The 25047-nt window shown below is 58.8% G+C and carries 22 protein-coding genes and 1 tRNA gene; 13 read left to right on the top strand and 10 right to left on the bottom strand.

Going from position 1 to position 25047, the window contains the following annotated elements; translation table 11 throughout:
* Window positions 1–62 precede the first annotated feature (62 nt).
* Complete coding sequence (locus HFP51_RS12940; RefSeq protein ID WP_176876133.1) at window positions 63–1349, top strand: M48 family metallopeptidase; 1287 nt, start codon at window positions 63–65, stop codon at window positions 1347–1349.
* A 3-nt stretch (window positions 1350–1352) separates the two neighbouring features.
* Window positions 1353–2153, top strand: coding sequence for an SDR family oxidoreductase (locus HFP51_RS12935; RefSeq protein WP_176876132.1), 801 nt, complete (start codon window positions 1353–1355; stop codon window positions 2151–2153).
* Here the strand turns inward: HFP51_RS12935 and HFP51_RS12930 are convergent.
* Both HFP51_RS12930 and HFP51_RS12925 read right to left on the bottom strand, forming a co-directional pair.
* Window positions 2150–3094: a DMT family transporter gene (locus tag HFP51_RS12930; RefSeq protein ID WP_176876131.1), complete on the bottom strand. Its 945-nt coding sequence runs from the start codon at window positions 3092–3094 to the stop codon at window positions 2150–2152. The two genes, HFP51_RS12935 and HFP51_RS12930, sit on opposite strands and share 4 nt — an antisense overlap.
* Entirely contained in the window at window positions 3091–4098 is a 1008-nt protein-coding gene (locus HFP51_RS12925) for a low specificity L-threonine aldolase (protein WP_176876130.1), read from the bottom strand. The genes HFP51_RS12930 and HFP51_RS12925 overlap by 4 nt, the downstream gene beginning before the upstream one ends.
* Window positions 4099–4361: 263 nt before the next feature.
* Here HFP51_RS12925 and HFP51_RS14660 point away from each other — a divergent pair, with 263 nt between their 5' ends.
* The 5 genes from HFP51_RS14660 (at window position 4362) to HFP51_RS12905 (ending at window position 9294) form a co-directional block, all read left to right on the top strand.
* Window positions 4362–4793, top strand: a complete 432-nt coding sequence (locus HFP51_RS14660; RefSeq protein ID WP_218135305.1) for a BCCT family transporter — start codon at window positions 4362–4364, stop codon at window positions 4791–4793.
* Window positions 4794–4841: 48 nt separating this feature from the next.
* Window positions 4842–5507, top strand: a complete 666-nt coding sequence (locus HFP51_RS14655; protein WP_218135303.1) for a hypothetical protein — start codon at window positions 4842–4844, stop codon at window positions 5505–5507.
* Between the two features lie 158 nt (window positions 5508–5665).
* Window positions 5666–6823 carry a sterol desaturase family protein gene (locus tag HFP51_RS12915; RefSeq protein WP_176876129.1) on the top strand — a complete coding sequence of 386 codons (1158 nt, stop codon included), beginning with the start codon at window positions 5666–5668 and terminating at the stop codon, window positions 6821–6823.
* Between the two features lie 166 nt (window positions 6824–6989).
* Window positions 6990–8198 carry an acyl-CoA dehydrogenase family protein gene (locus tag HFP51_RS12910; RefSeq protein WP_176876128.1) on the top strand — a complete coding sequence of 403 codons (1209 nt, stop codon included), beginning with the start codon at window positions 6990–6992 and terminating at the stop codon, window positions 8196–8198.
* Between the two features lie 4 nt (window positions 8199–8202).
* Window positions 8203–9294, top strand: a complete 1092-nt coding sequence (locus tag HFP51_RS12905) for an acyl-CoA dehydrogenase family protein (RefSeq protein WP_176876127.1) — start codon at window positions 8203–8205, stop codon at window positions 9292–9294.
* A gap of 698 nt (window positions 9295–9992) precedes the next feature.
* On the opposite strand, the gene HFP51_RS12900 is transcribed toward HFP51_RS12905, so the two are convergent.
* A complete protein-coding gene (locus HFP51_RS12900) occupies window positions 9993–10568 on the bottom strand; it encodes a hypothetical protein (protein WP_176876126.1) in 576 nt (191 codons plus the stop codon).
* 370 nt (window positions 10569–10938) lie between these two features.
* On the opposite strand from HFP51_RS12900, the gene HFP51_RS12895 reads away from it, so the two are divergent.
* Together HFP51_RS12895 and HFP51_RS12890 are read left to right on the top strand one after the other, a co-directional pair.
* Window positions 10939–11268 carry a hypothetical protein gene (locus HFP51_RS12895; RefSeq protein ID WP_176876125.1) on the top strand — a complete coding sequence of 110 codons (330 nt, stop codon included), beginning with the start codon at window positions 10939–10941 and terminating at the stop codon, window positions 11266–11268.
* A 587-nt stretch (window positions 11269–11855) separates the two neighbouring features.
* Window positions 11856–12305, top strand: a complete 450-nt coding sequence (locus tag HFP51_RS12890) for a hypothetical protein (protein WP_176876124.1) — start codon at window positions 11856–11858, stop codon at window positions 12303–12305.
* Window positions 12306–12725: 420 nt separating this feature from the next.
* Here the strand turns inward: HFP51_RS12890 and HFP51_RS12885 are convergent, their stop codons facing one another.
* The 4 genes from HFP51_RS12885 to HFP51_RS12870 form a co-directional block, all read right to left on the bottom strand.
* Entirely contained in the window at window positions 12726–12950 is a 225-nt protein-coding gene (locus tag HFP51_RS12885; RefSeq protein ID WP_176876123.1) for an acetyl-CoA carboxylase biotin carboxyl carrier protein subunit, read from the bottom strand.
* 18 nt (window positions 12951–12968) lie between these two features.
* The gene (locus tag HFP51_RS12880) at window positions 12969–14516 is read right to left on the bottom strand and encodes an acyl-CoA carboxylase subunit beta (RefSeq protein WP_176876122.1); all 1548 of its coding nucleotides are present in this window, start codon (window positions 14514–14516) and stop codon (window positions 12969–12971) included.
* 172 nt (window positions 14517–14688) lie between these two features.
* Window positions 14689–14763 (bottom strand) — tRNA-Thr (locus HFP51_RS12875).
* 319 nt (window positions 14764–15082) lie between these two features.
* Window positions 15083–16879, bottom strand: coding sequence for an aminopeptidase P family protein (locus HFP51_RS12870; RefSeq protein WP_176876121.1), 1797 nt, complete (start codon window positions 16877–16879; stop codon window positions 15083–15085).
* An 84-nt stretch (window positions 16880–16963) separates the two neighbouring features.
* On the opposite strand from HFP51_RS12870, the gene HFP51_RS12865 reads away from it, so the two are divergent.
* Both HFP51_RS12865 and HFP51_RS12860 read left to right on the top strand, forming a co-directional pair.
* On the top strand, window positions 16964–19120 hold the full coding sequence (locus HFP51_RS12865) for a S9 family peptidase (protein ID WP_176876120.1): 2157 nt from the start codon (window positions 16964–16966) through the stop codon (window positions 19118–19120).
* A 208-nt stretch (window positions 19121–19328) separates the two neighbouring features.
* Window positions 19329–19733: a thioesterase family protein gene (locus HFP51_RS12860; RefSeq protein ID WP_176876119.1), complete on the top strand. Its 405-nt coding sequence runs from the start codon at window positions 19329–19331 to the stop codon at window positions 19731–19733.
* Here HFP51_RS12860 and HFP51_RS12855 read toward each other — a convergent pair.
* Together HFP51_RS12855 and HFP51_RS12850 are read right to left on the bottom strand one after the other, a co-directional pair.
* The gene (locus HFP51_RS12855; RefSeq protein WP_176876118.1) at window positions 19723–20790 is read right to left on the bottom strand and encodes an LCCL domain-containing protein; all 1068 of its coding nucleotides are present in this window, start codon (window positions 20788–20790) and stop codon (window positions 19723–19725) included. The genes HFP51_RS12860 and HFP51_RS12855 overlap by 11 nt on opposite strands.
* A 32-nt stretch (window positions 20791–20822) precedes the next feature.
* Window positions 20823–21494, bottom strand: a complete 672-nt coding sequence (locus tag HFP51_RS12850; protein WP_176876117.1) for an LCCL domain-containing protein — start codon at window positions 21492–21494, stop codon at window positions 20823–20825.
* Between the two features lie 132 nt (window positions 21495–21626).
* Between HFP51_RS12850 and HFP51_RS12845 the strand changes: the two genes are divergently transcribed.
* On the top strand, window positions 21627–23198 hold the full coding sequence (locus HFP51_RS12845; RefSeq protein WP_176876116.1) for an NAD(P)/FAD-dependent oxidoreductase: 1572 nt from the start codon (window positions 21627–21629) through the stop codon (window positions 23196–23198).
* Window positions 23199–23210: 12 nt separating this feature from the next.
* On the opposite strand, the gene HFP51_RS12840 is transcribed toward HFP51_RS12845, so the two are convergent.
* Window positions 23211–24002, bottom strand: a complete 792-nt coding sequence (locus tag HFP51_RS12840) for an LCCL domain-containing protein (protein WP_176876115.1) — start codon at window positions 24000–24002, stop codon at window positions 23211–23213.
* Between the two features lie 185 nt (window positions 24003–24187).
* Between HFP51_RS12840 and pgl the strand changes: the two genes are divergently transcribed.
* Complete coding sequence (gene pgl / locus HFP51_RS12835; protein ID WP_176876114.1) at window positions 24188–24895, top strand: 6-phosphogluconolactonase; 708 nt, start codon at window positions 24188–24190, stop codon at window positions 24893–24895.
* The last annotated feature ends 152 nt before the right edge of the window (window positions 24896–25047 follow it).

The following is a 25047-nucleotide window of genomic DNA, read 5'->3' as shown; positions in this document are numbered from 1 at the left end:
GTCTAATCCCGTCTGTCCGGCGGCACAATCGCTACCGGGCAAGAATGAGAGGGATCGCAATCATGATACGATATTTGGCAGTGGCAGCAGCCACGGTGCTGCTTGTCTTGCCCACATCACTATGGGCCGCAGCAGGGTTCGATCCGGTCGCCGCGACCAATGCCTATGTCGAGACGCTGTCCGGCGAGGCCCGTGAGCGATCCGACAATTATTTCGAAGGCGGTTATTGGCTGCTCCTATGGGGCGCGATCGTCGGGGTGTTCGCCGAATGGGTCGTGTTGCGCACACGCCTGTCCGCGAAATTCCGTGACTGGGCCGAGCGCGTCGCCAAGCGCCGCTGGCTGACTCCCGCGCTCTACGCCATTCCCTATGTCATCGTTTCGACGCTGATCGTCCTGCCCTGGACGATCTACACCGGCTTTTTCCGCGAGCGCCAATATGAGCTGATGAATCTCGGCTTTGGCGAGTGGCTGACCGAACAGGCGATTGGCCTCGGCATTGGGGTGATCGGCATGGCCCTGTTCCTGATGGCGCTGTTTGCAGTGATCCGCCGTTCGCCCAAACGCTGGTGGATATGGGGTTCGGGCGTGATCACCGGCTTCATCATCATCGGGATCGCCATCGCGCCGGTGTTTATCAGCCCGCTGTTCAACGACTATACGCCGATGGAAGACGGGCCGCTGCGGGACCGAATTCTCGCCATGGCCGAAGAGCATGATGTGCCGGCAGACAATGTGTATGTCTTCGACCAGTCGCGCCAGCATGACCGGATCTCGGCCAATGTGTCGGGCCTGTTCGGGACGATGCGGATCTCGCTCAACGACAATCTGCTGGAGCGCGGAACGCCTGAGGAAGTTGAAGCGGTAATGGGCCATGAGCTGGGCCATTATGTGCTCAATCATGTGCTGCTGCTCGTCGTCGTCCTGTCGCTTATCTTCGGGTTAGGATTGTTCATCACGGCCAAGCTCGCGCCGCGCATATTGGCGCGGCATGGCGAGAAATGGGGCATCCGCGATGTCAGCGATCCGGCTGCATTCCCGCTCTTTACTGCCATTTTGACGGTCTATTTCCTGGTCATGACGCCCGCGCAGAACACGTTGATCCGCACGGTCGAAAGCCAGGCGGATGCCTTTGGCCTTGATGCAGCCCGACAACCTGATGGCTTTGCTTCGGTCGCGATGAAGCTTTCGCAATATCGCAAGATCGAACCCGGCGCGCTTGAGGAATTCCTGTTTTTCGACCATCCATCGGGCCGCACCCGCGTGCAGATGTCGATGGACTGGAAAGCGGAGAATGTGGAAGATCCCGAAATGATCGTGCCGACTGCTGAAGGTGAGACAGACAGCTAGACGATGCCGCATATCCTGATCTTTGGTCTCGGCTATTCCGCCGGGCGACTGGCCGATCGGCTGCGCGCGGACGGTTGGTCGGTTACCGCGACACGGCGCACGGCCGACGCGAACAGCATTGCCTTTGGCGATCGCGAAGCGGTGGTGAGCGCCATTGCAGCCGCCAGCCATATCCTCTCCTCGGTTCCGCCAACCGACGGGTCCGATCCGGTGCTCGACACCTATGGAGACGCCCTGAAACGCGCACCGGCCCAATGGTTCGGCTATCTCTCCTCGACCGGTGTCTATGGCGATACGGGCGGCGCATGGGTCGATGAAAGCGCCCCCATTGGCAGCGGGCGGCGCAAGGCGCGCACCGAGGCGGACCTGGCCTGGCAGGCGCTGCGGGGCGATGTGCGCGTGTTCCGGCTGCCCGGTATTTACGGCCCCGGCCGTTCGGTTCTTGATCGCATCCGCCAGGACAAGGCGCGGCGGATCGACCTGCCCGACCAGATATTCAGCCGCGTCCATGTCGACGATATCGCTCAGGGTGTGATCTGCGGTTTTGACGGGCCAGCAGGCGTCTATAATCTGTCCGACGACCAGCCGGCCCCGCATAATGACGTCGTCACCTATGGCTGCGCGCTCCTTGGCGTGGAACCGCCACCGCTCCAGACAATGGACGAGGCTGGGCTGAGCGAAATGGCGCGCGGCTTCTATTCCGAGAATCGCCGGGTCGCCAATGGCAAGGCGAAGCGGCTGCTAAACTGGATGCCGGCCTATCCCGACTATCGCACAGGCCTGCGCGTTATCGCGGCGGGTTAAGCGGGAATGCGTGGCCTTTTGGGCTGACGCGCCTGCATCGCAAAGAGCAATCCGGCAATCGCCAGCGCTGCGCCGCCAATTGCCAGTGGCGACCAGACATAGCCTTCCAGCAGCGTCGAAAAGACCATCGCGACAATCGGCACCAACACGCCGGTATAGGCCGCCTGGGCCGCGCCGATCTCCCGGATCAGGCCGAAATAGATGGGGAAGGTGACCGCCGATCCGATAACCCCCAGATAGAGGATGCCGGCAAAATACCCGGTGCGCATCTCGACCACCGGCGCACCGACCGTGGCGAGCCCGAATAGCGCGTTGAGCAATGCGCCCCAGAGCATCGCCCAGGCGATCAGGGTCAGGATCGGATGGGCCTGTGCGCCCTTGCTCGCCTGCAGGATATTGGCCGTCGACGCGCACATGATCGCGATCAGCGTAAGCCCGATACCGATAAACACTGCATCGCCGCCGACCGGTGCCAGCCGATATTCCTGCACGAACAGCAAGGCTATCCCGCCAATTGCGATTGCCGAGCCGATCACGAAACCGGTGGTGATACGCTGGCCGAGGAACATCCGCCCCAACACCGCATTGGGCACCATCAGCAGCGCAAACATCACCGCGACAAGGCCCGACGTGATGTAGAGTTCTGCCCCATAGACAAAGTTGAAATTGAGCGCGAACTGGCTGAGCCCGAGCACCACCGCCCAGAATTGCCCGCGGCGATCGAGCATCAGCGGCTGGCGGCGGAGCGCAATGACGATGAAGGTGGCGATGCTCGCGGCAAGAAAGCGATAGCTGACCGACCAAACCGGCGGGACAGCAATCAGCTGGTCCTTGATGACGATCCAGGTAGAGCCCCAGATCAACGAGATCAGCAGGAAGGAGAACAGGATGCGCGGCGTCCACAGGCCGACCTCGGCCTGCGCCGCTTCGGCCTGGTTCATAGCGCGGCTATGGCGGCGGCCAGCGGGCGGATATCCTCTTCGCGCTGGTCCCAGCTGGTCACGAAGCGCGCTTCGCCAATGCCCCAGTCATAAAAATCAAAGCCTGCGGCACGGAGCGATGCCGCTTCGTCAGCGCTGAGCGTGATAAAGACCTCATTCGCCTCGGCCGGATAGACCAGCCGATCGGGCGCGGCATCGGCGATCAGCTTGGCACCCGCATTGGCGGCGCGTGCATTGGCGAGCCAGAGATCGTCTGTCAGCATCGCCATCAACTGGGCCGCCAGATAACGACCCTTGGACAGGAGATGCCCGCCGCGTTTGCGCCGATAACGGATTTCCGCTGCTTTTTCGCGCGCATCACCGAACAGGATCATGGCTTCGGCCGACATGCCGCCATTTTTCACACAGCCAAAGCTCAGCATATCGACGCCGACGCGCCAGCTGATATCGGCGGGCGCGCAATCGAGGTGCGCGACCGCATTGGCAAAGCGCGCGCCATCCATATGCAGGCTCCAGCCCTTGGCGTGGCAGATATCGGCAAGCGCGCGGACCTCGTCCGGCTGGTAGACCATGCCATATTCGCTGGCCTGCGTGATCGACAGCGCACCGATCTGCATCTGGTGCACATCGTCGCGGATGGACGCCGCGAGCCGCTCGATCTCCGCGGGCGCCAGCTTGGCCCCCTCACCCTCACCGAGCAGCAGTTTGGCACCATGGGTGTAGAATTCCGGCGCGCCACACTCGTCATTCTGGATATGGGCTTCGCGATGGCAAATGATCGAGCCATGGGGCGGGCACAGGGCGGCGAGCGCCAGCGCATTGGCCGCCGTGCCCGTCGACACCCAGAGTGCGGTGACATCACTCTCGAATAGCTCCGAAAAGGCCGCATCGAGCCGCTGGCTCAACGCATCATCGTCATAGGCCGTATCGACGCTGTTCGCATTGGCCAACGCATCGAGCACCGGTTGGCTGACGGCCGCCGCATTATCAGAGAAGAAACGCATGCACGGCGTGTGGATCGCCGCTTCTGAATCGTCAAGCGGTGAGCGGAAAAGACCGGCGGAATGCAATACTCCCCTCCCCTTGATGGGGAGGGGTCCGGGGGTGGGGTGATCCATCGGAACGCGCTGGCGCCAGCGGTGATGTCACCCCCACCCAACCCTCCCCCATCAAGGGGGAGGGCAAGTCATACAGTGATCATCGGGCTGAACTCTAGCACGCCCTTGCGTCACCGCCATTGTCATCTACGACAGTCAACCGGGAGACGATGAGCGGGGCAATTGCGGTGAACCTAATATTGTCGATTGCCATCGGGATCACGCTGGCCACGTCTGCGCTAATCCTGATCCGCTACTCAAACGTCAAACTGACCGGCCCTGATCCGCTGCCCCTCGCCACCTTCATGGCGATCCTGTTTACCTCCGGCCTCGATGTCGGGCTGATCATGTTCCCGCTTACCGAGTTTCCCATTTATGAGAGCGAGCCAGCCTATGGCTTCACCAATGCGCTGGCGATCGAGTTCGGTTTTTGGGGGTTTCTGGTCTGGGCCTTTTATTTCCTCACGACTTTCTATTTCTGCGTCGTCGAACCGAAACTGCAGCTGTTCGAGATTGGCTGGATCAAGCTTGCGAATAACGCCGTGATTATCGCCACCTGCGCCTTTACCGGCTTTTTGTTCCTGACCTATCTGCCGACCTAAGTAGAGGGCATCTCTGATAGCCTTCGCTACGGTCTGGTCGCGTTGGTCGTGCTCCTGGCGGTCCTGTCGAGCACCGATATCCGCTATATCAAATGGCTGAGCCTTGGCTCCTGCGCACTGTTTTTCGGGCTTGTGCTGCTGCTGTGGGTGGCCAGCGGCGCGGGCATTGCCGGACTGGCCGAGAGCGCGGCGAACATTGGCGGCTATTTCCCCACTATCCATCGCTTCGCCACGCCGATCACTGATCATCATGCTTTTTACCTGTTCTGGTGGTTTGCCTGGAGCATCATGATCGGGCAATTTGTCGCGCGTTTTGTCGGCGGGATCGCGACTTGGCAGCTGCTGTTAGCGCTCCTCGTCATACGCTCCATCCCGATCGCGATCTGGTTTGCGATCCTATTCTATATTCACACCAGCGGCATGATGCTCTCCGGGGTCTTACAATTGTGCATGGTCGCGGTCGGCGTGATCTTCGTGATCAATTCTCTCGACTCGCTGACGCGGCTCTATTCCGAAAATCTCGGTCTCACCGTCACCCGTTTTGGCACTCGGATCTACACGGCCGCCCATTGGGCGCTGCTGTACGGCCTGATCCTGCTCTACCAGTTCACCCCGTTGAAGATTGAGTGGATTGGATTGGTCGTGATCGGCATCTACGCCGCGATTTACGCGCTCACCTTCACACGGCGTGCGCAGTTGCGGCAACCAGCGTAGCGGAGCCGCATTGCTGCAATCATTGGGGACGCATGGATAATCCGCTGTGCGCGCAGCGGATGCTTGACGATTGCCGCCCTTTCATTTAATGAACACGTTCAGTTAATTCAAATATCTATTCAAATCTGCCTAATTCCAACCAATTAAGGGTCAGAATCGTGACAGCAAAGCCATTGTCCCAATCGCATGCGACAAGCGATACGCTTCATGTTCACTATGAAAACCGCAACTTGCGCACGCATAGCCGAATAGGCTGGGCGCTGGAGAAATGGATCGGTGTGCCCCTCAACCTGATCGAGGTGCTCGGCTCCTATATTCTGGTGCGCCCGATGAACTGGGCGCTCAGGCACCTGGACGGATTATCTTACAAATTGGAAGGAACGCTGTTGAAGCGCATCCTTCAGCATATATTGTTCCCGGCGACGATCCTTGCGGGCCTGTATATCGGATTTGCCGTGGCCGCAGCCGGTGCATCGCTGCAATCTATTGCGACGCTCGCACTGATCCCGGTCGTCATCGGTTTGTTCGTCGCGCCGCTCGAAAGACTGATGCCCTATAGCCGGAACTGGCTGGAGGGCGGCAACGACACGACGGTTGACCTCATGATGTTCGTGTCCGGTGCTTTCTGGAATGGCTTCGCGCGATATCTGATTTCCGCCCTGTTTCTCGTCGGGCTGGTCGAGGCGATGGAAGCTTATGGCCATGGCTTATGGCCCACACATCTCCCCGGGGTCATTCAGGTGTTTCTGTTCATCCTGATCAAGGATTTTTTCCGTTACTGGTTGCACCGCGCCTTGCATGAGGTGCCCTTTCTGTGGCGCTTCCATGCCGCGCACCATTCGGTCAAACGGCTCTACTGGCTCAACGGTATCCGCAGCCATCCGGTAGAAGTGGTCGGGCAAGCCGTGTTGTTTGCAGTGCCCTATGCCCTGCTCCAGCCGCCGGCGGAGATCATCCTGGTTGCTATTTTGATGCAGCTTACCATTGGCATTTTCCAGCATGCCAATCTCGATCTGAAACTGGGCTTTTGGGAGTATATCTTCTCAATCGGCGACAATCATCGCTACCATCATTACCCCGACAAGGGCGTCGGCGATTCCAACTATGGCGGCGAGTTCATTGTCTTCGACCTTCTCTTCGGAACCTTTCACAAGGTTAAGGGAGAGCGCCCGCACGACAATATCGGCATCGGCACCGCGCCCAACTATCCGATGACGATGGCCGGGCTCTATATCGCGCCATTCCTGCCGGATCAGAAAGTGTTCGGGAGCGATCAATCAGAGGTGCAAGATAGCGAAGACGCGCACAGTCGCTGACCGGTGATGGTCGCCAAAGCGCTGTCAGCCTGACTCGTCCTGAACCGGTCTATCGGTTTTTGCGTGCCTAGGACCATGTATCCGCTGTCGGCAAAAAAGCGGACCATCTGCGACAACTCATGCTACTATCTTCTATCCTGCGATTTACAAAAGGAGTGGCGGCGGCGTGAACATTGATTTTGCTCCAGAGCTGGAGGCCTTCCGGGCCGAGGTGGCTGATTTCTTTGCGAGCGCGCCGACGCCCGCCATTCGCGAGGCGGGACGCAAGACGACCAGCGTTTTTGCGCCGTTCAAAGAATGTATGGAATGGCACCGCATCCTGTTCGAAAAGGGGTGGATCGCGCCGCACTGGCCGGCTGAACATGGCGGGACAGGATGGAGCGTCGAGCAACGCTTCATCTTCGCCGAGGAATATCGCAAGGCCGATCTGCCGCCGTTGCTGCCACAGAGCCTTGGCATGGTCGGGCCGCTGCTGATCGATATCGGGACGCAAGCGCAGAAGGACAGGTACCTGCCCGACATCCTGAATGGCAATGATTTCTGGGCGCAGGGCTATTCAGAGCCGGGCTCCGGTTCTGACTTGGCGTCACTGAGCTGCCGCGCAGAACCAGATGGCGATGATTATGTCATCAACGGTTCGAAGATCTGGACCACCTATGCCCATCACGCCAACCGCATGTTCATGCTGGTGCGCACCAGCAAAGAGGGCAAGAAGCAGCAGGGCATCACCTTCCTGCTGCTCGACCGGATGGACTATCCCGGCATGGATGTGCGCCCGATTGTCGGCCTCGATGGCTTCCCCGAACAATGCGAAGTGTTTTTCGACAATGTGCGCGTGCCGCAATCAGGCAGGGTCGGCGAGGAAAATGACGGATGGAGCGTTGCCAAGCATCTTTTGAAGCATGAGCGCGGCGGCGGTAATGCTGCCAGTCCGACGCTCACCCGATATTGCCAACGCGCCCGCGAAGCAGCGGCTGAAACCCGGTCGCCCTTTGGCGGGATGCTGGCCGATGATCCCGTATTCCAGCAGGAAATGGGCGAGCTCGAAGCGGATATCGCCACGCTCGGGCATTTCGAGAAACTGGCCATCAGCGGTCATGAGATCGCCCGCGATCCAGCCTTCCCATCCATGAACAAGACGATGAATTCCGAACTGGTACAGCGCGCATCAACCGTGATGATGCAGGTCTCCGGCGTTGACGGCCTGGCGCGACAACTCGAAGCGCTCAGGGTGGGATCGAATGTCGAACCGCTGGGTAGCGAGTTCGACCTGATCAGCATGCCGCTCTACCTGAACAGCCGTGCAACCACGATATATGCCGGCTCGAACGAAGTGCAGCGCGATCTGATCGCCCGCACGGCTGTGGGGAGCTGAGGCAATGGATTTCAGCTTCACAGACGAACAGCAGATGCTGCGCGACAGCGTCGGCAAGTTTCTGGAAAAGAGCTATGATTTCGATACGCGCCAGGAACTGGTGCGCTCAGACGCGCCATGGTCTGCCGAGGCGTGGCAACAATTTGCCGAGTTCGGCCTGTTGGCGCTGCCGTTCAGCGAAGACCAAGGCGGACTGGGTGGATCGATCTCCGATTGCGTCGCCTTTGCCGAACTGTTCGGCAAGCACCTGGTAGTCGAGCCCTATGTCGCCTCCATATTGCTCGGTGGCACGGCACTGGCGGTAAGCGCCAATGAGAGTGCGCAGCAATGGCTGGAGAAGGTGCAATCGGGCGAGGCCATTGCGGGTTTTGCATTCGAGGAAGGCCGTGGCACGCCCGCGCTCGACCAGACACGCATGGTGGCCACACCCGCTGACGGCAGCTTCACCCTCACAGGCGAAAAACGCACCGTCATGGCAGGGGCCGAAGCGGATATCCTGGTCGTGGTCGCGCGGAAAGGCGAAACTGGCGAGCCGGCGCTGTTTGTGGTCGAGCAAGGCAGTGATGGGTTTGCGGCGCGCAGCTTCACCACCATTGATGGGCGCAGCGCCGCAAATATCATGTTTGAAGCGGTTCCGGCGCTGGAAATAACGGATGATCGCGAACTGATTGAGCGCATACTGAACCATGCCATCATCGTCCACTGTGCCGAGGCAGTGGGCGCGATGAGCGCCCTGCTCTCGACGACCGGCGAATATGCCATGACCCGCAAGCAATTTGGGGTTCCGATCGGGTCCTTTCAGGCTGTCGCCCACCGGCTGGCAGATATGAAAATCGCCTACACCAAGGCGCGATCAACGCTGATCTATACGACCGCTCTCGTTGAATCCGGTGCGGCGTCTTCGCGCGACATCGCCATCCTGAAAGGGCAGACCGGTAAGCTGGGCCAAGCCATTGGCGAGGCGGCTATCCAGACGCATGGCGGTGTGGGCATGACGGACGAGCTGAATGTCAGCCATTATCACAAACGCCTTCTTGCCCTCGACGCCCAATTTGGCGCGCATGGTTTTCACCTGAGAATGGTGGGCCAGGGCTGAGGCCATCTTGCCTGCGGCTCAAAAAATGGCGCGGCTAGCCAATCGATATATGCCACGGAGCAGGACGGTGATAATCCCCTTCGACGCAGCAACAGGGTGAACCGTGCGCACCCCGATGGCCACTTTGCGCCCATTGCGGACATGTCGCTAATAGGTAGAAAACGGTTAGAGTGAGTTATGGCCGAGCGTGCAAGATTCACCGCTGCTGTAATCGGGATATTCCTCTGGTTTGCCTACCCAGTTGCATTTATCGTCGGAGGAGTCGCGCACCGAAACCATCGTTGTGAAGGCCGAGTTTTTACAGGCGAACTTGACGATTGTTTCACTGACGCAATCCCAGTCCTGCAAATGATGACACCGTTTGTCACATTGCTGTTGACGATATTCTTCTTAAACTTCGCATTTTCGATGTTTGCACCGTCGGCTGACAGGCGCACTCTAAGATGGTGGTTTGCGGGCTCTGGGGCCGGTGCTGACTACCATCCCGGATTTCAGTTTGCTGCTCTTGCTGGATTAATGTGGTGCGGGTTTCATGTTTGGGGGTTGCCAGTCTCAATCAGTACCTGGCACTTGTGGCTTTATTGGTCCGCGTGGTTCGGTTGGTTCTTAACTGGCGCATTCGCAAGCCACCCGTACGTTAGTAGGAACGAACACTAGTGCCCAGCCAATCGTCTGCGTTCTACGCATAGCGAGCAGTCTTAGCTACGAGATTGATACTTCCGAACTGCAATCCACACGTAGCTGATCAAAACACCTCCGCTTCCAATCGTCCAAGCCCACCATTCCCACGTTCCTGTGATTGACGAAAGCAAGATTCCAATGATCACGCCACTCCCGACAATGACGCCAATAACCATTGACCACGGCATCAGACGAGCTGCTTGAGATTGGGCCTCTCCCAAAGTTCGCCGGGGAGTAATATCAGGGCGCCCTTTGACCAGCCTTCTCGGGGCAAGAGATGCCCAACCAACTCGAACAAGGATCAGAACCGCAATTCCAATGGTCACGGTGGCGGATGCCCATTCAGGAACTACAAAAGTCAGTCGAAACACACTCCAAATCGCTACCAAGCCGATGATCAGCAGCATGCTAATCCAGAAACCACGGCCCGTGGCGGTGCGCTTCCATTCGGCTAGCAAATCTTGGTGTTCTTTCTCGGTGACGAACTTTCCACCTTCTCTACGCGACGGATAGTAAATGTACCCATCACCATGAGGTTCGAACTGCTTGGTGAAAGTATCAACTATCCTGATGACCGTGCCTCCAAGCTCCAACGCGTCTGCTACTCATCGAATGCGGGATTATTCGCATGTCATACTCAGCTGTGACGTATCATAAATCGCTGGACCACAATCCCGCCAAGGATAACTACAGTCCAGGACGCAATCCCAAAATCGTAGTCGGTGAGTGCCCGTTCGACTACGATAACCGCCACAAGCAAAATAGAAAAAGGGATAATAAGCAAATTCAGGACGAGCAGCCCTTTGGCGATTTTGGAACGTAGCACCAGACAAGAGCGCGCTCGAACAGGACTTTCTTCGGTTTGTCTTCTTTCATGGAAGAAGTATCGGGCAACGCGCCTTACCAAGTCAACGAATGCGCAGACCAAAGGCGGAATGTCCGCTAACCACCCATTGCGGACGTTTGAGTTTTGGTATTTGGTATAAGTTCATGGACCGTGCGAAGATCAAGAAATCAGAAGAGACAGACCGACGCGGATTGGCCGGTCTCGAAGGTCATATCTATGGTTGGACGACACCATCAGTAACCGGGGTCGATGTGATCGGCGCACAAGATGAAGATTTTGCCATCAATGTCTTCATCGAGACACTTGATGAGGATTTCTGGTTCACAAAGGATTTGGTCGAGGTGCTCGGGCCGGAAGTTGGGGCGGTGTTTTCCCTCGATGCTTCAGAAAATGAGAATGTGCGGCTGCCTGATGGAAGCTGGAAACAGCGCCCAAAACGACAGTAAGATCAACGTCCGCTTTCCACCCATTGCGGACACTTCCCGAGCGCACTAGCTTCAACCCATGTTAGAGATTCCACAAAACATGCGGTCAATTTTTCTGCATGCCGGAATTGCCGCACTATTTTGCACTACTGTTGCCACGGTTTATCTGTTGGTTAGTACCGGCTTTGGTCCCTCATTCGACTTGCCGATATGGTCCTTCTTTGTTTTTCTAACTGTCACGCCCGTTGCCATTTTCTCGGCTTCTACTACTATGCTGGTGCTACGGCGGATAGTGTGGCCAAAGGTTCTGATTGGTCTAATAATTGCGCCCACGCTTACGCTTGCAAGTGTTTACGGCTTCGAATTTTACATGGGTAACATCATCCCGTCCGTAAACTGGTCGGCTGCCTGGTTGTGGCCCGCGATTGCATCAGCGTCAGCTGCCTTCATTGAGATTGTTCTATTCAAGAGAAGCGCGGCTGCGCCTGATTCCTAATGTCCGCTAACCACCCATTGCGGACATTCTCGAAGCCCCGCAGCGTCCCGCGGATTGCGATTTCGCTGTTCTGTGGATGGATATTTAGGTGTCGACGACCTAGTTTGCGTCGATGACATCAACAGATCATGTTTCGGTCGATCATCTGCCGTTGCCTCAGAAAGTCCGCGTCACTTTTTCCAAATATGACATGCTGACATGGGACCTGAAAATTTGTGATGTTGATCTGGATGGTCCGGCTGTCTGTTTCACCGAAGAGGTTGAACATTGGGAGGAGTTGATCGCGCATCTCAGCCAGCTTCCAGATTTTGATGTCACTTGGCATGAGAAGCTGGCTCTACCACCATTTGCTGCCAATCCAGTTGTCGCATTTCTTCGAGCAGACCAGCCGGATCGGAAGAGCTATCCCATGATGGAGCTGCCGCCCATTGGTGATCGCCAAAAAATCTCGACTTTGCTCAGAGCTTCAACGGGTATGAATATTGCGTTTCTTTTCAAGCTTGTGCTGAGGCGGCTGCAGAGAAAGAGAGGAACAGCTTTTGATAGGAACCAAGGCAATTAGAGCTCTCGTCCCCAGTATGGTGCTGTTCGCAGCACTGACTGGCTGCGAGGAAAATGACGAACTCGTCAGAGATAGATGTAGCTCACCTCGAGTGGCTGCTGAACAATATTATAGAGAGATTACCGGCAGCAATGGACACTTGACGATTGAAGAGAGTGAGTTCGATCAAACTTATTCTCAGTTTGACGTGTACGAATCTGATGGAGTTATGGTGGCTTCTATTGTGGTAAATGATTCTGACTGCAGCTTAGGCATATATGCTAGCATCGGACTCGAATAAGGTGCGAAAAGAGCTCGCCGTTATTTATTAGTGCGTCTTCAAATGTCCGCTTTCGGCCAGAATCAGTCATTCAAACCATCTTAATAGACCGTACCTATCCCCGCGTCGCTGCTCCGAATGCAACCATGGTTTGATGAAACCTACTCCGCTTCGATAACCGCCGCACGTTGGCCTTCTTCGACAACATCGCCCTCGGACACGCCAAGCTCGGCCACGGTCCCCGAAGCGGGAGCGGTATAGGGTACTTCCATTTTCATGACTTCCAGAATGAACAGCTCCTGGCCTTCGGACACTTGGTCGCCGACTTTGACGAGCGTCTTCCAAACACTGCCACTCGTTTCAAGTTCAATACCATGTGATGCCATGATCAGTCCTATCGGCTCTTAGGGGCTATACGGAATTGCGCTGGGGCCGAGTAAATCCGGCAGCAGCGGCTGCACGCGATCTATCCACCGACACAGCATGGGGCGGGTTTCACGCGGATCGATGAGTTCATGGACCGAAAGCGCTTCGCCACGCGGGAATGGCGATTGGCGCGCGGCCAACATGTCTTCAAGTTCCTTGCGTTTGGCATCGGGATCTTCCGCTGCAGCAATCTCGCGATGAAAGGCAACTGCGACGCCGCCCTCCACCGGGAGCGGCCCACTTTCTGCCGATGGCCAGGCCAGGACATAGGATTCGGGTCCGTAATGGGCGGCCTGTGCGACCCCAAAGCTTCTTCGAACCATGACCGAAGCCCATGGAACGCTGGTCATCGCGGCTGTCAAAACGGTCCGCGCGCCGGCCCGGATCGTTGCCTCTTTCTCGGCCTTCGAACCGATCATGAATCCGGGCTCATCCACAAAAGCGACGATGGGAAGGGAAAATGTTTCGCACAATTTGATGAACCGTTCGGCCTTTCTTGCGCCATCAGCGGTCATCGAACCGGCCAGATGGCGTCCATCATTGGCCCAAATCCCAACCGGCTGGCCGTTCAGCCGCGCCAATCCTGTAATCTGGCCCCGGCCATAGCCCGGCCCCATTTCAAAAAAGCTCTCCCGATCAAGCACCAAGGAGAGAAGTTTCCGCATATCGAAGGCACGGCGGCGTTCGCGCGGAACGATATGGAGGAGATCCTCTTCCATCCGATCGACAGGATCGTCGTTGGGCTTAACCGGTGCCAGGTCCCAGACATTGTTGGGCATATAGGACAGGAAATGCCGAATTTGCGAAAGAGCGGCCCGCTCATCCTCGGCGCCATTATCGACCGTTCCATTGCGCGTATGGACTTGGGCGCCGCCAAGTTCGTCCTTGGTAAGCTTCTCCCCCATTGCGCGTTCGACGACAGCCGGTCCGGCGACCAATATCTGTGCCGTCGATTTCGACATGACCGAAAAATGAGACGACACCAGTCTTGCGGCCGGCAATCCAGCCACCGCACCAAGGCCGGCGGAGGCGACAGGAATGGTGGTAAGGGTTTCGGCCACGGATTTGAATCGCGACGGCGCAAATACGGGGCCTGGCACACTGGGCCCACCCGATCCGCCGACACTGCCGCCAGCGCCTTCATGCAAGCGGATGAGGGGCACTTTGCTCTGGAGCGCGAGATCTTCGGTATAGACCGACTTGCGCAATCCGGCCTGGGATGGCGAACCGCCCTTGATCGTAAAATCCTCGCCGCCGACGAGCACGCGTCGCCCGTCGATCGTGGCAAAGCCAAGGACAAAATTGGCCGGAGTGAAGTCTATTAGCTCTCCATTTGACCCATATTCAGCGCCGCCCGCCATCTTGCCAATTTCATCGAAACTATCGGGATCAATCAGCGCGTCGATACGCTCTCTGATCGTCAGGCGCCCCTTTTCATGCTGGCGCGCAACCGTCTCTTCGCCGCCTTGCTCGAGCGCCGCGGCGCGACGCTTCTTGATTTCATCAACTTCGGATTGCCAGCTCATGGCCAAGTTTTGCGGAGGATTGCGTGGAAAGTCAAAGCGATCTCGGACCGGCGGAGCTCAACAATCCCGCACACCGCGCTCGGGCCGCCGATATGATTGCTGGGACCGTGCAAACTCTGCTCCGCTGTTTCTCATTGGAGAGCGGAGGTAAATCTCAAAATCGATGGAAAAATGGTGCTGCTAGAGAGAATTGAACTCTCGACCTCACCCTTACCAAGGGTGCGCTCTACCACTGAGCTACAGCAGCGTGCCATTTGCCGGAATGCGGGCGAGCCTATGCCGGTAGAAAGGGCTAAATGTCAAGCAAAAGGCTTGGCTTTTCGCGCGCGCTTGGGCAGCGTGGCGCGCATGGCAGACAAGGATGAACGGGCAAAAAGGCTGGCCGAAGAGCTGCGCAGGAACCTGCGTCGTCGCAAGGGCCAGGCGCGCAAAATGGACCAGCCCGAAAAAACCAAGAAAGACTGAACCTTAGGCGATAATCAGCGCGAACAGGATCGCGAGCAGCAACAGCTTTGACAGGATCAGCGTGGGCCAGATCATCAAGCGGTTGAGCTCCCAGCGCGTCATCAGTCGAGCGGCGCGCACACCTCACCGAGCCAGGCGGCGGTGGCATCATCGAGATGCGGCCCGATCTTGGCAATCACATCGGCATGATAGCCATCCACCCAATCGCGTTCGGCGGGGCTCAGAAGGTTGGTGTCGATCAGCTTGTGATCGATCGGCGCGAAGGTGAGCGTTTCAAAGCCGAGCATGGTGGCTTCGCCGCCCTCGATTTCGCGCTCTTCGACCGCCACGAGATTTTCGATGCGGATGCCATATTCGCCAGCCTTGTAATAGCCGGGTTCATTGGAGAGGATCATCCCGGCATGGAGCGGCTCGTCCCAGCCGCTGCCTGGATAGTTGGCCGCGCTGATCCGTTGCGGGCCTTCATGCACGCCAAGGAAGCTGCCAACGCCATGGCCGGTGCCATGCATATAATCGAGGCCCGCCTGCCACAGATGCATGCGCGCAAAGCTGTCGAGCTGGCTGCCGCGGGTCGCGAGCGGGAAGAGCGCGGTGGCGAGCGCGATATGGCCCTTCAGCACCCGGGTGAAGCGATCGCGCATCTCGTCAGTCGGCGTGCCGATGATCACGGTGCGGGTCACATCGGTGGTGCCATCCGGATATTGGCCACCGGAATCGACGAGGTAGATCTGGTCCATCTCCAGCGGCAGGCTCGATTCCTCGGTCACCCGGTAATGCGGGAGCGCGGCATGCGGGCCCGTCCCCGAAATCGCATCGAAGGAGAGATCACGGAGCAGCGGATTTTCCTCGCGAAACTGTTGCAGCCGCTTGGCCGCAGACATTTCGGTAACACCGCCCTTGGGCGCCTCCAGCGACAGCCAGTGGAGGAAGCGGACCAATGCCGCGCCATCGCGTTCATGGGAATCCCGGGAGCCTTGCAGCTCAACGGCATTCTTGATCGCCTTGGGAAGCACAGCCGGCTCGGTCTCGGCCATGATCGTTGCGCCGCCATCATCCAGCGCCTGGAAGATTGCCGACACCGCGCGCTCAGGATCGGCGATCACCTTCTTGCCCTTGAAGCTCGCTAGCGAACCCTTGAAGGCGCTGCGATCATGGACGCGCACGCCATTGCCAAGATGGCGCAACACATCCTCGCTCATCTTGTCGGGTTCGACATAGAGATCCGCGGTCGCATCCTTGTGAACGACGGCATAGGCGAGCGCGACCGGCGTATGATCGACATCCGCACCGCGCACATTCAGCGTCCAGGCAATCGAATCGAGCGCCGCCAACACCGCTGCATCAACACCCTTCTCGGCCATGGAATCTGACATTTCCTGGCGTTTTTCGGCCGATGACTTGCCGGCATAGCTATCTTCATGGACGATCAGCTTGGCTTCGGATGGCAAAGGCTTGTCCGGCCATACGGCATCAATCGGATTGGTATCGACCGCGACCAGCTCTGCGCCTTTTTCCGCGAGCGCCTTTTCCGCTGACTTCACCCATTGGCGGGTGTGGAGCCAGGGATCATAGCCGATCCGCGCGCCATTATCGGCATGCGCGGCGAGCCATTCGGCAATGCTCGTACCCGGCACGCCAACATAGTCCCAATGATCGCCATCCACCTGTTCGCGGACCTGGATCGTGTAGCGGCCATCGGTGAAGATCGCGGCCTCTTCCGGCATCACAACAGCCGAACCGGCGGAGCCCTGGAAACCGGTGAGCCAGGCGAGACGCTGCGCATAGGCGCCGACATATTCGCTCATATGCTCATCGGTGAGCGGCACGACAAAGCCGGACAGTTTGCGACTGGCTAGCTCTTCGCGCAGGGCCTTGAGACGGTCTTCATAGCTGGACATGGCATTTGGCCTTTTTGATCGTTACTAGCTGCCTACATAGTCACCTGCGCCCCAGCGCGCTAGCGCCCGAAAGGTCATACGCCCATGTCATCCCGCTCCCTGATCGCTGCCGTCAGCCTGCTCGCCTTTTCAACGCCTGCCTTTGCCCAAGAAGAAAGTTCGTCCGTGCCAGAAACCGCCGCCACCACCCTGCCCGAACCACCGGTTGCCGAACGCCGCCCGCACAGCTTCACCATGCACGGCATCACGGTCGAAGATCCCTATCATTGGCTGAAAGACCAGAGCTATCCGGAAATCGATGACGAGGATGTCCTCGACTATGTACGCGCAGAAAACACTTATTTTGAAGCGGTTATGGCGCCCCATGAGGCGCTGATCGAGACGCTCTACAATGAGATGCGCGGCCGCTTGCCGGAAAATGATTCCAGCGTGCCGATCCGCGATGGCGCGTTCGAATATTGGTATGCCTATAATGAAGGCCAGGAATATCGCCTCTGGTATCGCCGACCGGTCGCTGGCGGTGCAGACGAACTGCTGCTGGACGAAAATGCGCTTGCCGAAGGCCATGAGCAGTTCAGTCTTGGCACCATCGCGATCAGCCCCGATGCCCAGTTGCTCGCTTACTCCACCGATACCGATGGCGCGGAACGCTATACGCTGAGGATTCGCGATCTGAGCACTGGCGAAGATTTGCCAGATGCCGTTCCCGGCATTCTCGGCCGGGCCATCTGGTCTGCTGATTCATCGGCGCTCGTCTACACGCCGGTCGACGAAAATTGGCGCAGCAAGGTTGCAATGCTGCATCGCCTCGGCAGCGAAACAGACACAGATGTCGAGCTCTACCGCGAAGCCGAAGAGGGCATGGAAATCGGCATCGACCAGACCCAGTCCCGCCGTTTCCTGACGATCAGTGCCGGCGACAATGTGACCAATGAAGTCCGCCTTGTGCCGCTTGCCGATCTGTCAGCAGAACCCGTTCTCGTCTCGCCACGCGTCACGGACCGCCAATATGGCGTCGAGGAGCGCGACGGGACGCTCTATGTCCTCACCAATCAGGATCATGTGAATTTCAGCGTCATGACCGCCCCGCTGGGCGATCCCGGCAATTGGCGTACGGCAATCGCCGGGTCCGATGAGTTCTACATTACCGGCCTCACCACCTTTGCCGATTTTTTTGTGATCGAAGGCCGTGATCGCGGGCTCGATCAGGTGCAGATCTGGAATTACAGCTTTGCGCCGCCGACCGCGGTAGAATTCCCCGAAGCCAGCTATGATGCGGGATTGGGGCCGGTTGCCGAGTTCGATACGACCACGATCCGGATTGATTATGAATCGATGATCACACCCGATACCGATTTTGGTTATGACGTTACGAGCGGCGAGCTCACCACGCTCAAGGTCCAGCAGGTTCCGTCCGGCTATGATGCCAGCCAGTATCGGACCGAGCGGCTTGAGATCGAAGCGCGCGACGGAGTGATGGTCCCTGTCAGCCTTGTCTATCATGGCGATACCGAGATCGGCCCGGATACGCCGGTCCATCTCTATGCCTATGGCGCCTATGGCTATGCCGTGCCGCCGGTCTTCTCGACCCGGCAATTGAGCCTCACCAATCGCGGCTTCATCTTTGCCATCGCCCATGTCCGGGGCGGCGATGATCTCGGATATCAATGGTATCTCGACGGCAAGCTTGATCGCCGCACCAATACGTTCAACGATTTTGTCGATGTCGCACGCGGCCTGATCGATCGCGGCTATACCAGCGCTGGTCGTATCGCGGCCTCGGGCGGTTCTGCGGGCGGCGAGCTGATGGGCGTTGTCCTCAACACCGATCCGGATGTCTGGGGCGCGGTGGTGGCCGAAGTGCCCTTTGTCGACGTGCTCAACACGATGCTCGATACCTCACTGCCGCTGACCCCGGGTGAATGGCCCGAATGGGGCAACCCGATCACATCGGCCGACGATTTCCGGCTAATCCAGAGCTACTCACCCTATGACAATGTGAGCGCCCAGGATTATCCGCCGATCATGGTCACCGCCGGGCTCAACGATCCGCGCGTCACCTATTGGGAGCCCGCTAAATGGACCGCCCGGCTGCGCCATCTGCGCACCGACGATAATCTCACCGTGCTGCGCACCAATATGGGTGCCGGGCATCAGGGCCAGTCGGGCCGCTTCCAGTCGCTGCGCGATGAAGCCGAGGCGCAAGCCTTCATGCTGACGCAGCTTGGGGTGGAAGAATAGGCAAGGCCGTTTGGGCTGAGCCGGTCGAAGGGTTCAGGGTGACGGATTGCAGAGCAACACTTCTCCCCTCCCCTTGATGGGGAGGGGTTGGGGGTGGGGTGATCCATCGGAACGCGCTGGCGCCAGCGGTGATGTCACCCCCACCCAACCCTTCCCCATCAAGGGGGATGGCTAAGGGTGAATGGGATTGAATCTACTGGGGACGAAAATGTCTTTCTCTCACCAAGTCACCGCCCGCGCCGAGCATATCGACGAGCTGGGCCATGTGAATAATGCGGTCTGGGTCCAATGGATCCAGGAGCTGGCCGTTGCGCATTGGAATGCGGTCGCCGATCCAGCGCATATCGACGCCTATATCTGGGTCGTGATCCGGCATGAGATCGATTATCTGCGTCCGGCACTCGAAGGCGATGTGGTGACCGGCACGACCTGGATCGAGGAAGGGCCCAAGGGCGCGCGCTTCAACCGCTATATGGAATTTGCCGGTGCCGACGGAAAACCGCGAATCCGCGCCAAGACGACATGGGCGATGATCGATCGGGAAACCGGCCGGCCAAAGCGCGTGACAGACGAGATCGCCGCGCCATTTTTTGACGGCAATTCTAGCGCCTGAAGCGGAAGCTATATTGGGCCGGCCCAGCCTGCTGAGTCGACACACCATTGCGCTGGGAACCGCGATACTGGTCCCGACCACTGGCTGAAACGACCGAGACTACACCCCCGTTACGACCGACGACGCCGGCATGCAGCGCGGCCCGGCAGATCGCCGACCGCTCGCTATACACATCGGTGCCGAAGACCTGGCCGCCGCTGACGCCAGTGCGGGTGCAGCGGCAGGTTACGCCACCAGGCGACGCTCGCAGGGACAGGCCATTGCCCGCACAGTTACGGACTTCGCCACCCGGAGCGGGCCGGAGCGGCGGATAGGGGCTGTTGGGCGGAATATAATCACTGCCACCAGCGCGAAAATCGATGGATCGGGCCGAGCGGCCATAGTCGCGAGAGCGCACGCCATTGCGCCGCGATCCTTCATAGGAGAATTGCCCGGCGCGCAGATCGAAGCTCACCATGCCACCACGATCGCCGATCACGCCGGCATGAAGCGCGGCCCGGCAGATGCGGGATTCCTGCGCATAGACCCGTGTGCCCCAGATGCGGCCGTTGCGCGTCGAGCCGGAATCGCAAAAGCAGGACCGCTGGCCACCGCCGCGATACTGGGTGGCATCGGAAGGGCAGTCGCGGCGATTGCCAAAGTCGGGATCGCCATAATCCGGCTGGCCGCCAAAATTGCCGCCCGCAAATCGGAAACTGGACGCGGCCCGGCCTGCACCGCGAGACCGTACGCCATTGCGCCGAGATCCCTGATAGCTGGCGCGCGCGCCAAGAAAGACAATCCGGACATTGCCGCCGCGCTCTGAAATGCGACCGTCATGCACCGCGGCCCGGCAGATCCGACTGTTTTCCGAATAGACACTCGTTCCCCAGACCGAGCCATCGTCAGACCTGCGTGCGGTGCAGTGGCATGTTAGCGCCCCGTTTCGGCCGCGAAAGCGAACCGCGTTGGACGGACAGTCATTCACCCGCTGAAACATCGCCTCACCTGACGAAGACATCGACAGCGGTACAAAGGCAAACAGCGCGAGCATCAGGAATATGGCTATTCGCGGCATCTACACTCTCCCCTCAGACGGATCGGCGCGCGCTATTCAAATGTGAAGCTTCCGGACCAGGCGCCATAATCGTTTGTCCGGATGCCGTTATTGTCCGACCCCCGATACCCACTCTGCCCGGGCAATGGGCGCAGGGTTACATAACCGCCATGATAGGTGGCAGATCCCGAATGCATCGCCGCGCGGCAGATGCTGGAATCATCGGTATAGACACGCGTGCCCCAGACCGAGCCGGCCTCGATATTCTGCGCCGGGCAAAAACAGCGATATGATTCCGCGCTGCCGCGAAATCTGGTGGCATTCTCCGGGCAGGTTGGGAGACCGTTGACGGAAAAAATGAAAGTACCGTCCCACTCGCCCCAGTCATTGCTCTGAACGCCATTGTTGAAGCTCGCATCATAGCCACCCATCCCGTGGCTCACATGGAAGGTAATCTGACCGCCATTTTCGTCTATCCAGCCGTCATGAACAGCCGCGCGGCAAATGCTGGAATCGTCGGAATAGAATTGCGTCCCCCAGACAGAGCCTGACCGCGCCGCCGATGCTGAACAAAAACAGCTATAGGTGCCGCCTGTGCCGCGATAGGCGGTGGCATTGTCCGGGCACGCTTGCAGGCCCGCCTGCATGGCCGGAGCCGGACTGTCGACCGGTACCAGCATCACGGCAACGACCATTGCGAAACCTATAGCGATCATTCGAAACATGTAATTCTCCCCTATAGCCGAAGCCCGCAAACCGTCGGACAATTCGGCGCGCCCTCTACCGCCTAATGTTGCGCATTCGCCTAGCGTTGGCAAATGCTGACTCCCTGGCCATTTCAACCTATGCGGTTGGGCATGGCACGAAAAAGGGCACTCATCATCGGCGCGGGCCATAATGGCCTGGTCTGCGCCTGGTATCTGGCGCGTGCCGGGTACCAGGTGGAGATGCTGGAAGCGCGCAGCATTGTCGGTGGCGCGGCCGTGACCGAAGAATTCCATCCCGGTTTCCGCAATTCGACGGCGAGCTACACGGTCGGCCTGCTCGATCCTGAGATCGCAGAAGAGATGCGGCTTGCCGAACATGGCTTACGGATCGTCCATCGTCCGGTTGCCAATTTCCTGCCGCTGGATAGCGAAAGCTACCTGATCATGGGTGGCGGAAGGAGCGCGGAAGAAGTCGGCAAATTCTCGCGCGCCGATGCGGCGATGCTGCCCGAATATGAGCGACGGCTTGATGCGGCGGCCAGCCTGTTGCGCTATCTCGCCAAGACGGTGCCGCCCAATGCCGGGGGCGGGCTCGACGATCTGTTTCGGGCCATCGGCCAGGCGCGCACGGCGCTGAAGCTGCCCATGGAAGCGCAGCGCGACGCAGTGGACCTTTTTACCCGATCGGCGCGCGAATTTCTCGATGGGTTCTTTGAGAGCGATCCGGTCAAAGCCGCCTTTGGCTTTGACAGCGTCGTCGGTGCCTATCACAGCCCGGACACGCCGGGCTCGGCCTATGTCCTGCTCCACCATGTGTTCAACGAAGTCGATGGCAAGACCGCGCAATGGGGCCATGCGATCGGCGGGATGGGGGCGATCACCCAGGCGATGGCGCGCGCATGCGAAGCGGAAGGGGTGACGATCCGAACAGAGGCTCCAGTCGCAAGGGTGCTGCGCTCGGGTGATCGGGTGGATGGTGTGGAAACCGCGGATGGCGAGCGGGTCTTGGCGGATGTCGTCATTGGCAATGTCCATCCCAAGCGGCTCTTGTTGGAAATGCTCGAGCCTGATGCCCTCGAACCGAGCCTGCGCGCCCGTATGGAGCAGCATGTGTCGGGATCCGGCACCTTCCGGATGAATGTCGCGCTGTCCGAACTGCCGCGTTTCACCTGCCTGCCCGAGCCCGGTCCGCACCTTTCAAGCGGCATCATCATGGCGCCGAGCCTCGACTATATGGATCGCGCCTATCAGAACGCGCGCACCGATGGCTGGTCGAAGGAACCGATCGTCGAAATGCTGATCCCGTCGACGCTCGATGATAGTCTCGCGCCTGAAGGTGCGCACGTTGCCAGCCTGTTCTGCCAACAGTTCGATCCAACACTGGATTGGGACCAGCATCGCGATTCCGCGGTCGAAACCATTATCGACACAATCGAAAACCACGCCCCCGGTTTCCGCGCCAGCATCGTCGGCCAGCTCGCCCTCTCCCCGCTCGATCTCGAACGGCGCTTCGGCTTGATCGGTGGTGATATCTTCCATGGCCGCATGTCGCTCGACCAACTTTGGGCGATGCGCCCGATGCTCGGCCTTGCCAGCCATCGCATGCCGGTATCCGGTCTCTATCTCTGCGGATCGGGCGCCCATCCGGGGGGTGGTGTAACCGGTCGACCAGGGCGCAATGCAGCGACCGTTATCCTGCGCGACCGGCGGCGCTTTCGGTAGGCCAAGGCCAGGCTAACTATCGCTCCCGGAATCGTCGTCGGTATCGGCCTGACCAGTATTGTCGTCCAGTTCGACAAATTCAAAGCTGCCATCCCAGGCCCCGTAATCCCGAGTCTCCACGCCGTTGGCTTCGGATCCGGTATAGGCCTCCTGACCGCCAACCGGAGCAAAACGCACTTCGCCGCCAGCCTCTGAAATCACTCCGGCGTGGACCGCGGCTTTGCAGATCGCGCTATCGTCCGAATAAATGTCCGTACCCCAGACTGTGCCGTCGGTCAGAATGTCGGCGGTGCATCGGCAGGTCACAGCTTCCTCCGTCCCGCGCAGCGCCTCGGCATTGTCGGGGCAGACATCGGCATAGGCATCGCCCTCGGGTTCGCCGAGCTCAGCGCCCTCAAAGGCAAAGCTGCCACCCCACGACCCCCAGGCGCCTGTTTCCACATCATTGGCGATCGATTGCGAATAGGCTTCACGGCCCGGCAGGAAGTTCACAGTCACATTGCCCGGTTCATCGCCGACCAGCCCCGCATGCATCGCAGCCCGGCACACAGCGGAATCGTCGGAATAGGGACCCGCACCCCAAACCGTTCCCGCTTGCGCTGTTTCGGCCGAGCAGGAGCAGGTGAAAGATGCCGCCGATCCCCGCATGTCCTGAACGCGTTCAGGACAGGGATCAGCCAGCGGTTCGATCACCTCGATCGGAGTGGTTTCTTCCGGCGGCGAACTCGTGAAACTGTCGCACGCCGCCAGCGTCGACAGCGCCATCACAGCAGCAATCCAGCCCAATGTACGAAGCGATGCCATCCATTCTCTCCCCACAAGATCGCTGGCACAATGCGAGTCTCGGGAGCCGCTGGCAAGCGGTGCATTCGACCGACCGGCCCGTGAGCGCGATTATCACCAATCCAAAGGCAACGGCACACTGGCGTTCGCCGCCATAGCGGCTATTAGAAGCGGAATATCGACTGGAGCCAGTGGAGCCCGATGCAATGATCGAAGTGGAATGGTGGGAATTCGAAGACGGTGACACGCTTGCCAATGAAGTGGCGGGCGATATCGGATTCATCATCGAAAAGGCGATCGAGACCAATGGCAAGGCGGAGCTCGCCTTGCCCGGTGGACGCACACCCGTGCCGATCCTCGAAACCTTGGCTAAGCGCGATTTCGACTGGTCGAAAGTCCGCGTGTTTCCGACCAATGAACGGATTGTTCCAGAGGGTGATGAACACAGCAATTATGAAATGCTGCAACGGATCCTTGGATCGGTTGGCGCCACCGTCGAACCGCTGATCGACCATTCGCAAAGCTGGAGCACCAAGGAAGCCGGCCAAAGTGCCGACGCACGACTGGCGGGCCTGAGCTGGCCAGTCGATCTCGTCTGGCTCGGCATGGGCGAAGATGGATCTACCGCATCAATTTTCCCCGGCCAGATGGACGATGCAATCAATGCGCCCAAGAGTCGTCGAGCTGTTGGCGTGTCTCCGGACCCGGCACCACCCAGTGCGCCCTATGATCGGGTCACCCTCACGCGCGCCGCGCTGCTAAGCACGCATACGATGATCGTCACGCTTGCCGGGCAGCCCAAGCGCGAGGTTTTGGAGAAAGCAATCAAAGATGGGCCACTCTCCAGCGTGCCGATTGGACGCGTACTGGCTGAGGTCGATCTCCCACTGGATGTCTATTGGAGCGCCACTTAGCGCTACAGCGTTCGCGACTGACGTTGAAATGTCCGGACTGACGCAGATTCTCCACAACCCCTAAACTGGCTGTTTTTCAGTGTTTTACAGCGTCATAATTCCGTAAATATTACTAATCGGATTATGCCGGAAACTTGTGCCGCATTCCTCGA

It is taken from the genome of Parasphingopyxis sp. CP4, from assembly GCF_013378055.1.
In the GTDB taxonomy this organism is placed as follows: domain Bacteria; phylum Pseudomonadota; class Alphaproteobacteria; order Sphingomonadales; family Sphingomonadaceae; genus Parasphingopyxis.
The sequence above is the reverse complement of the archived record's forward strand: the minus strand, read 5'-3'. Positions and strand labels throughout refer to the sequence as shown.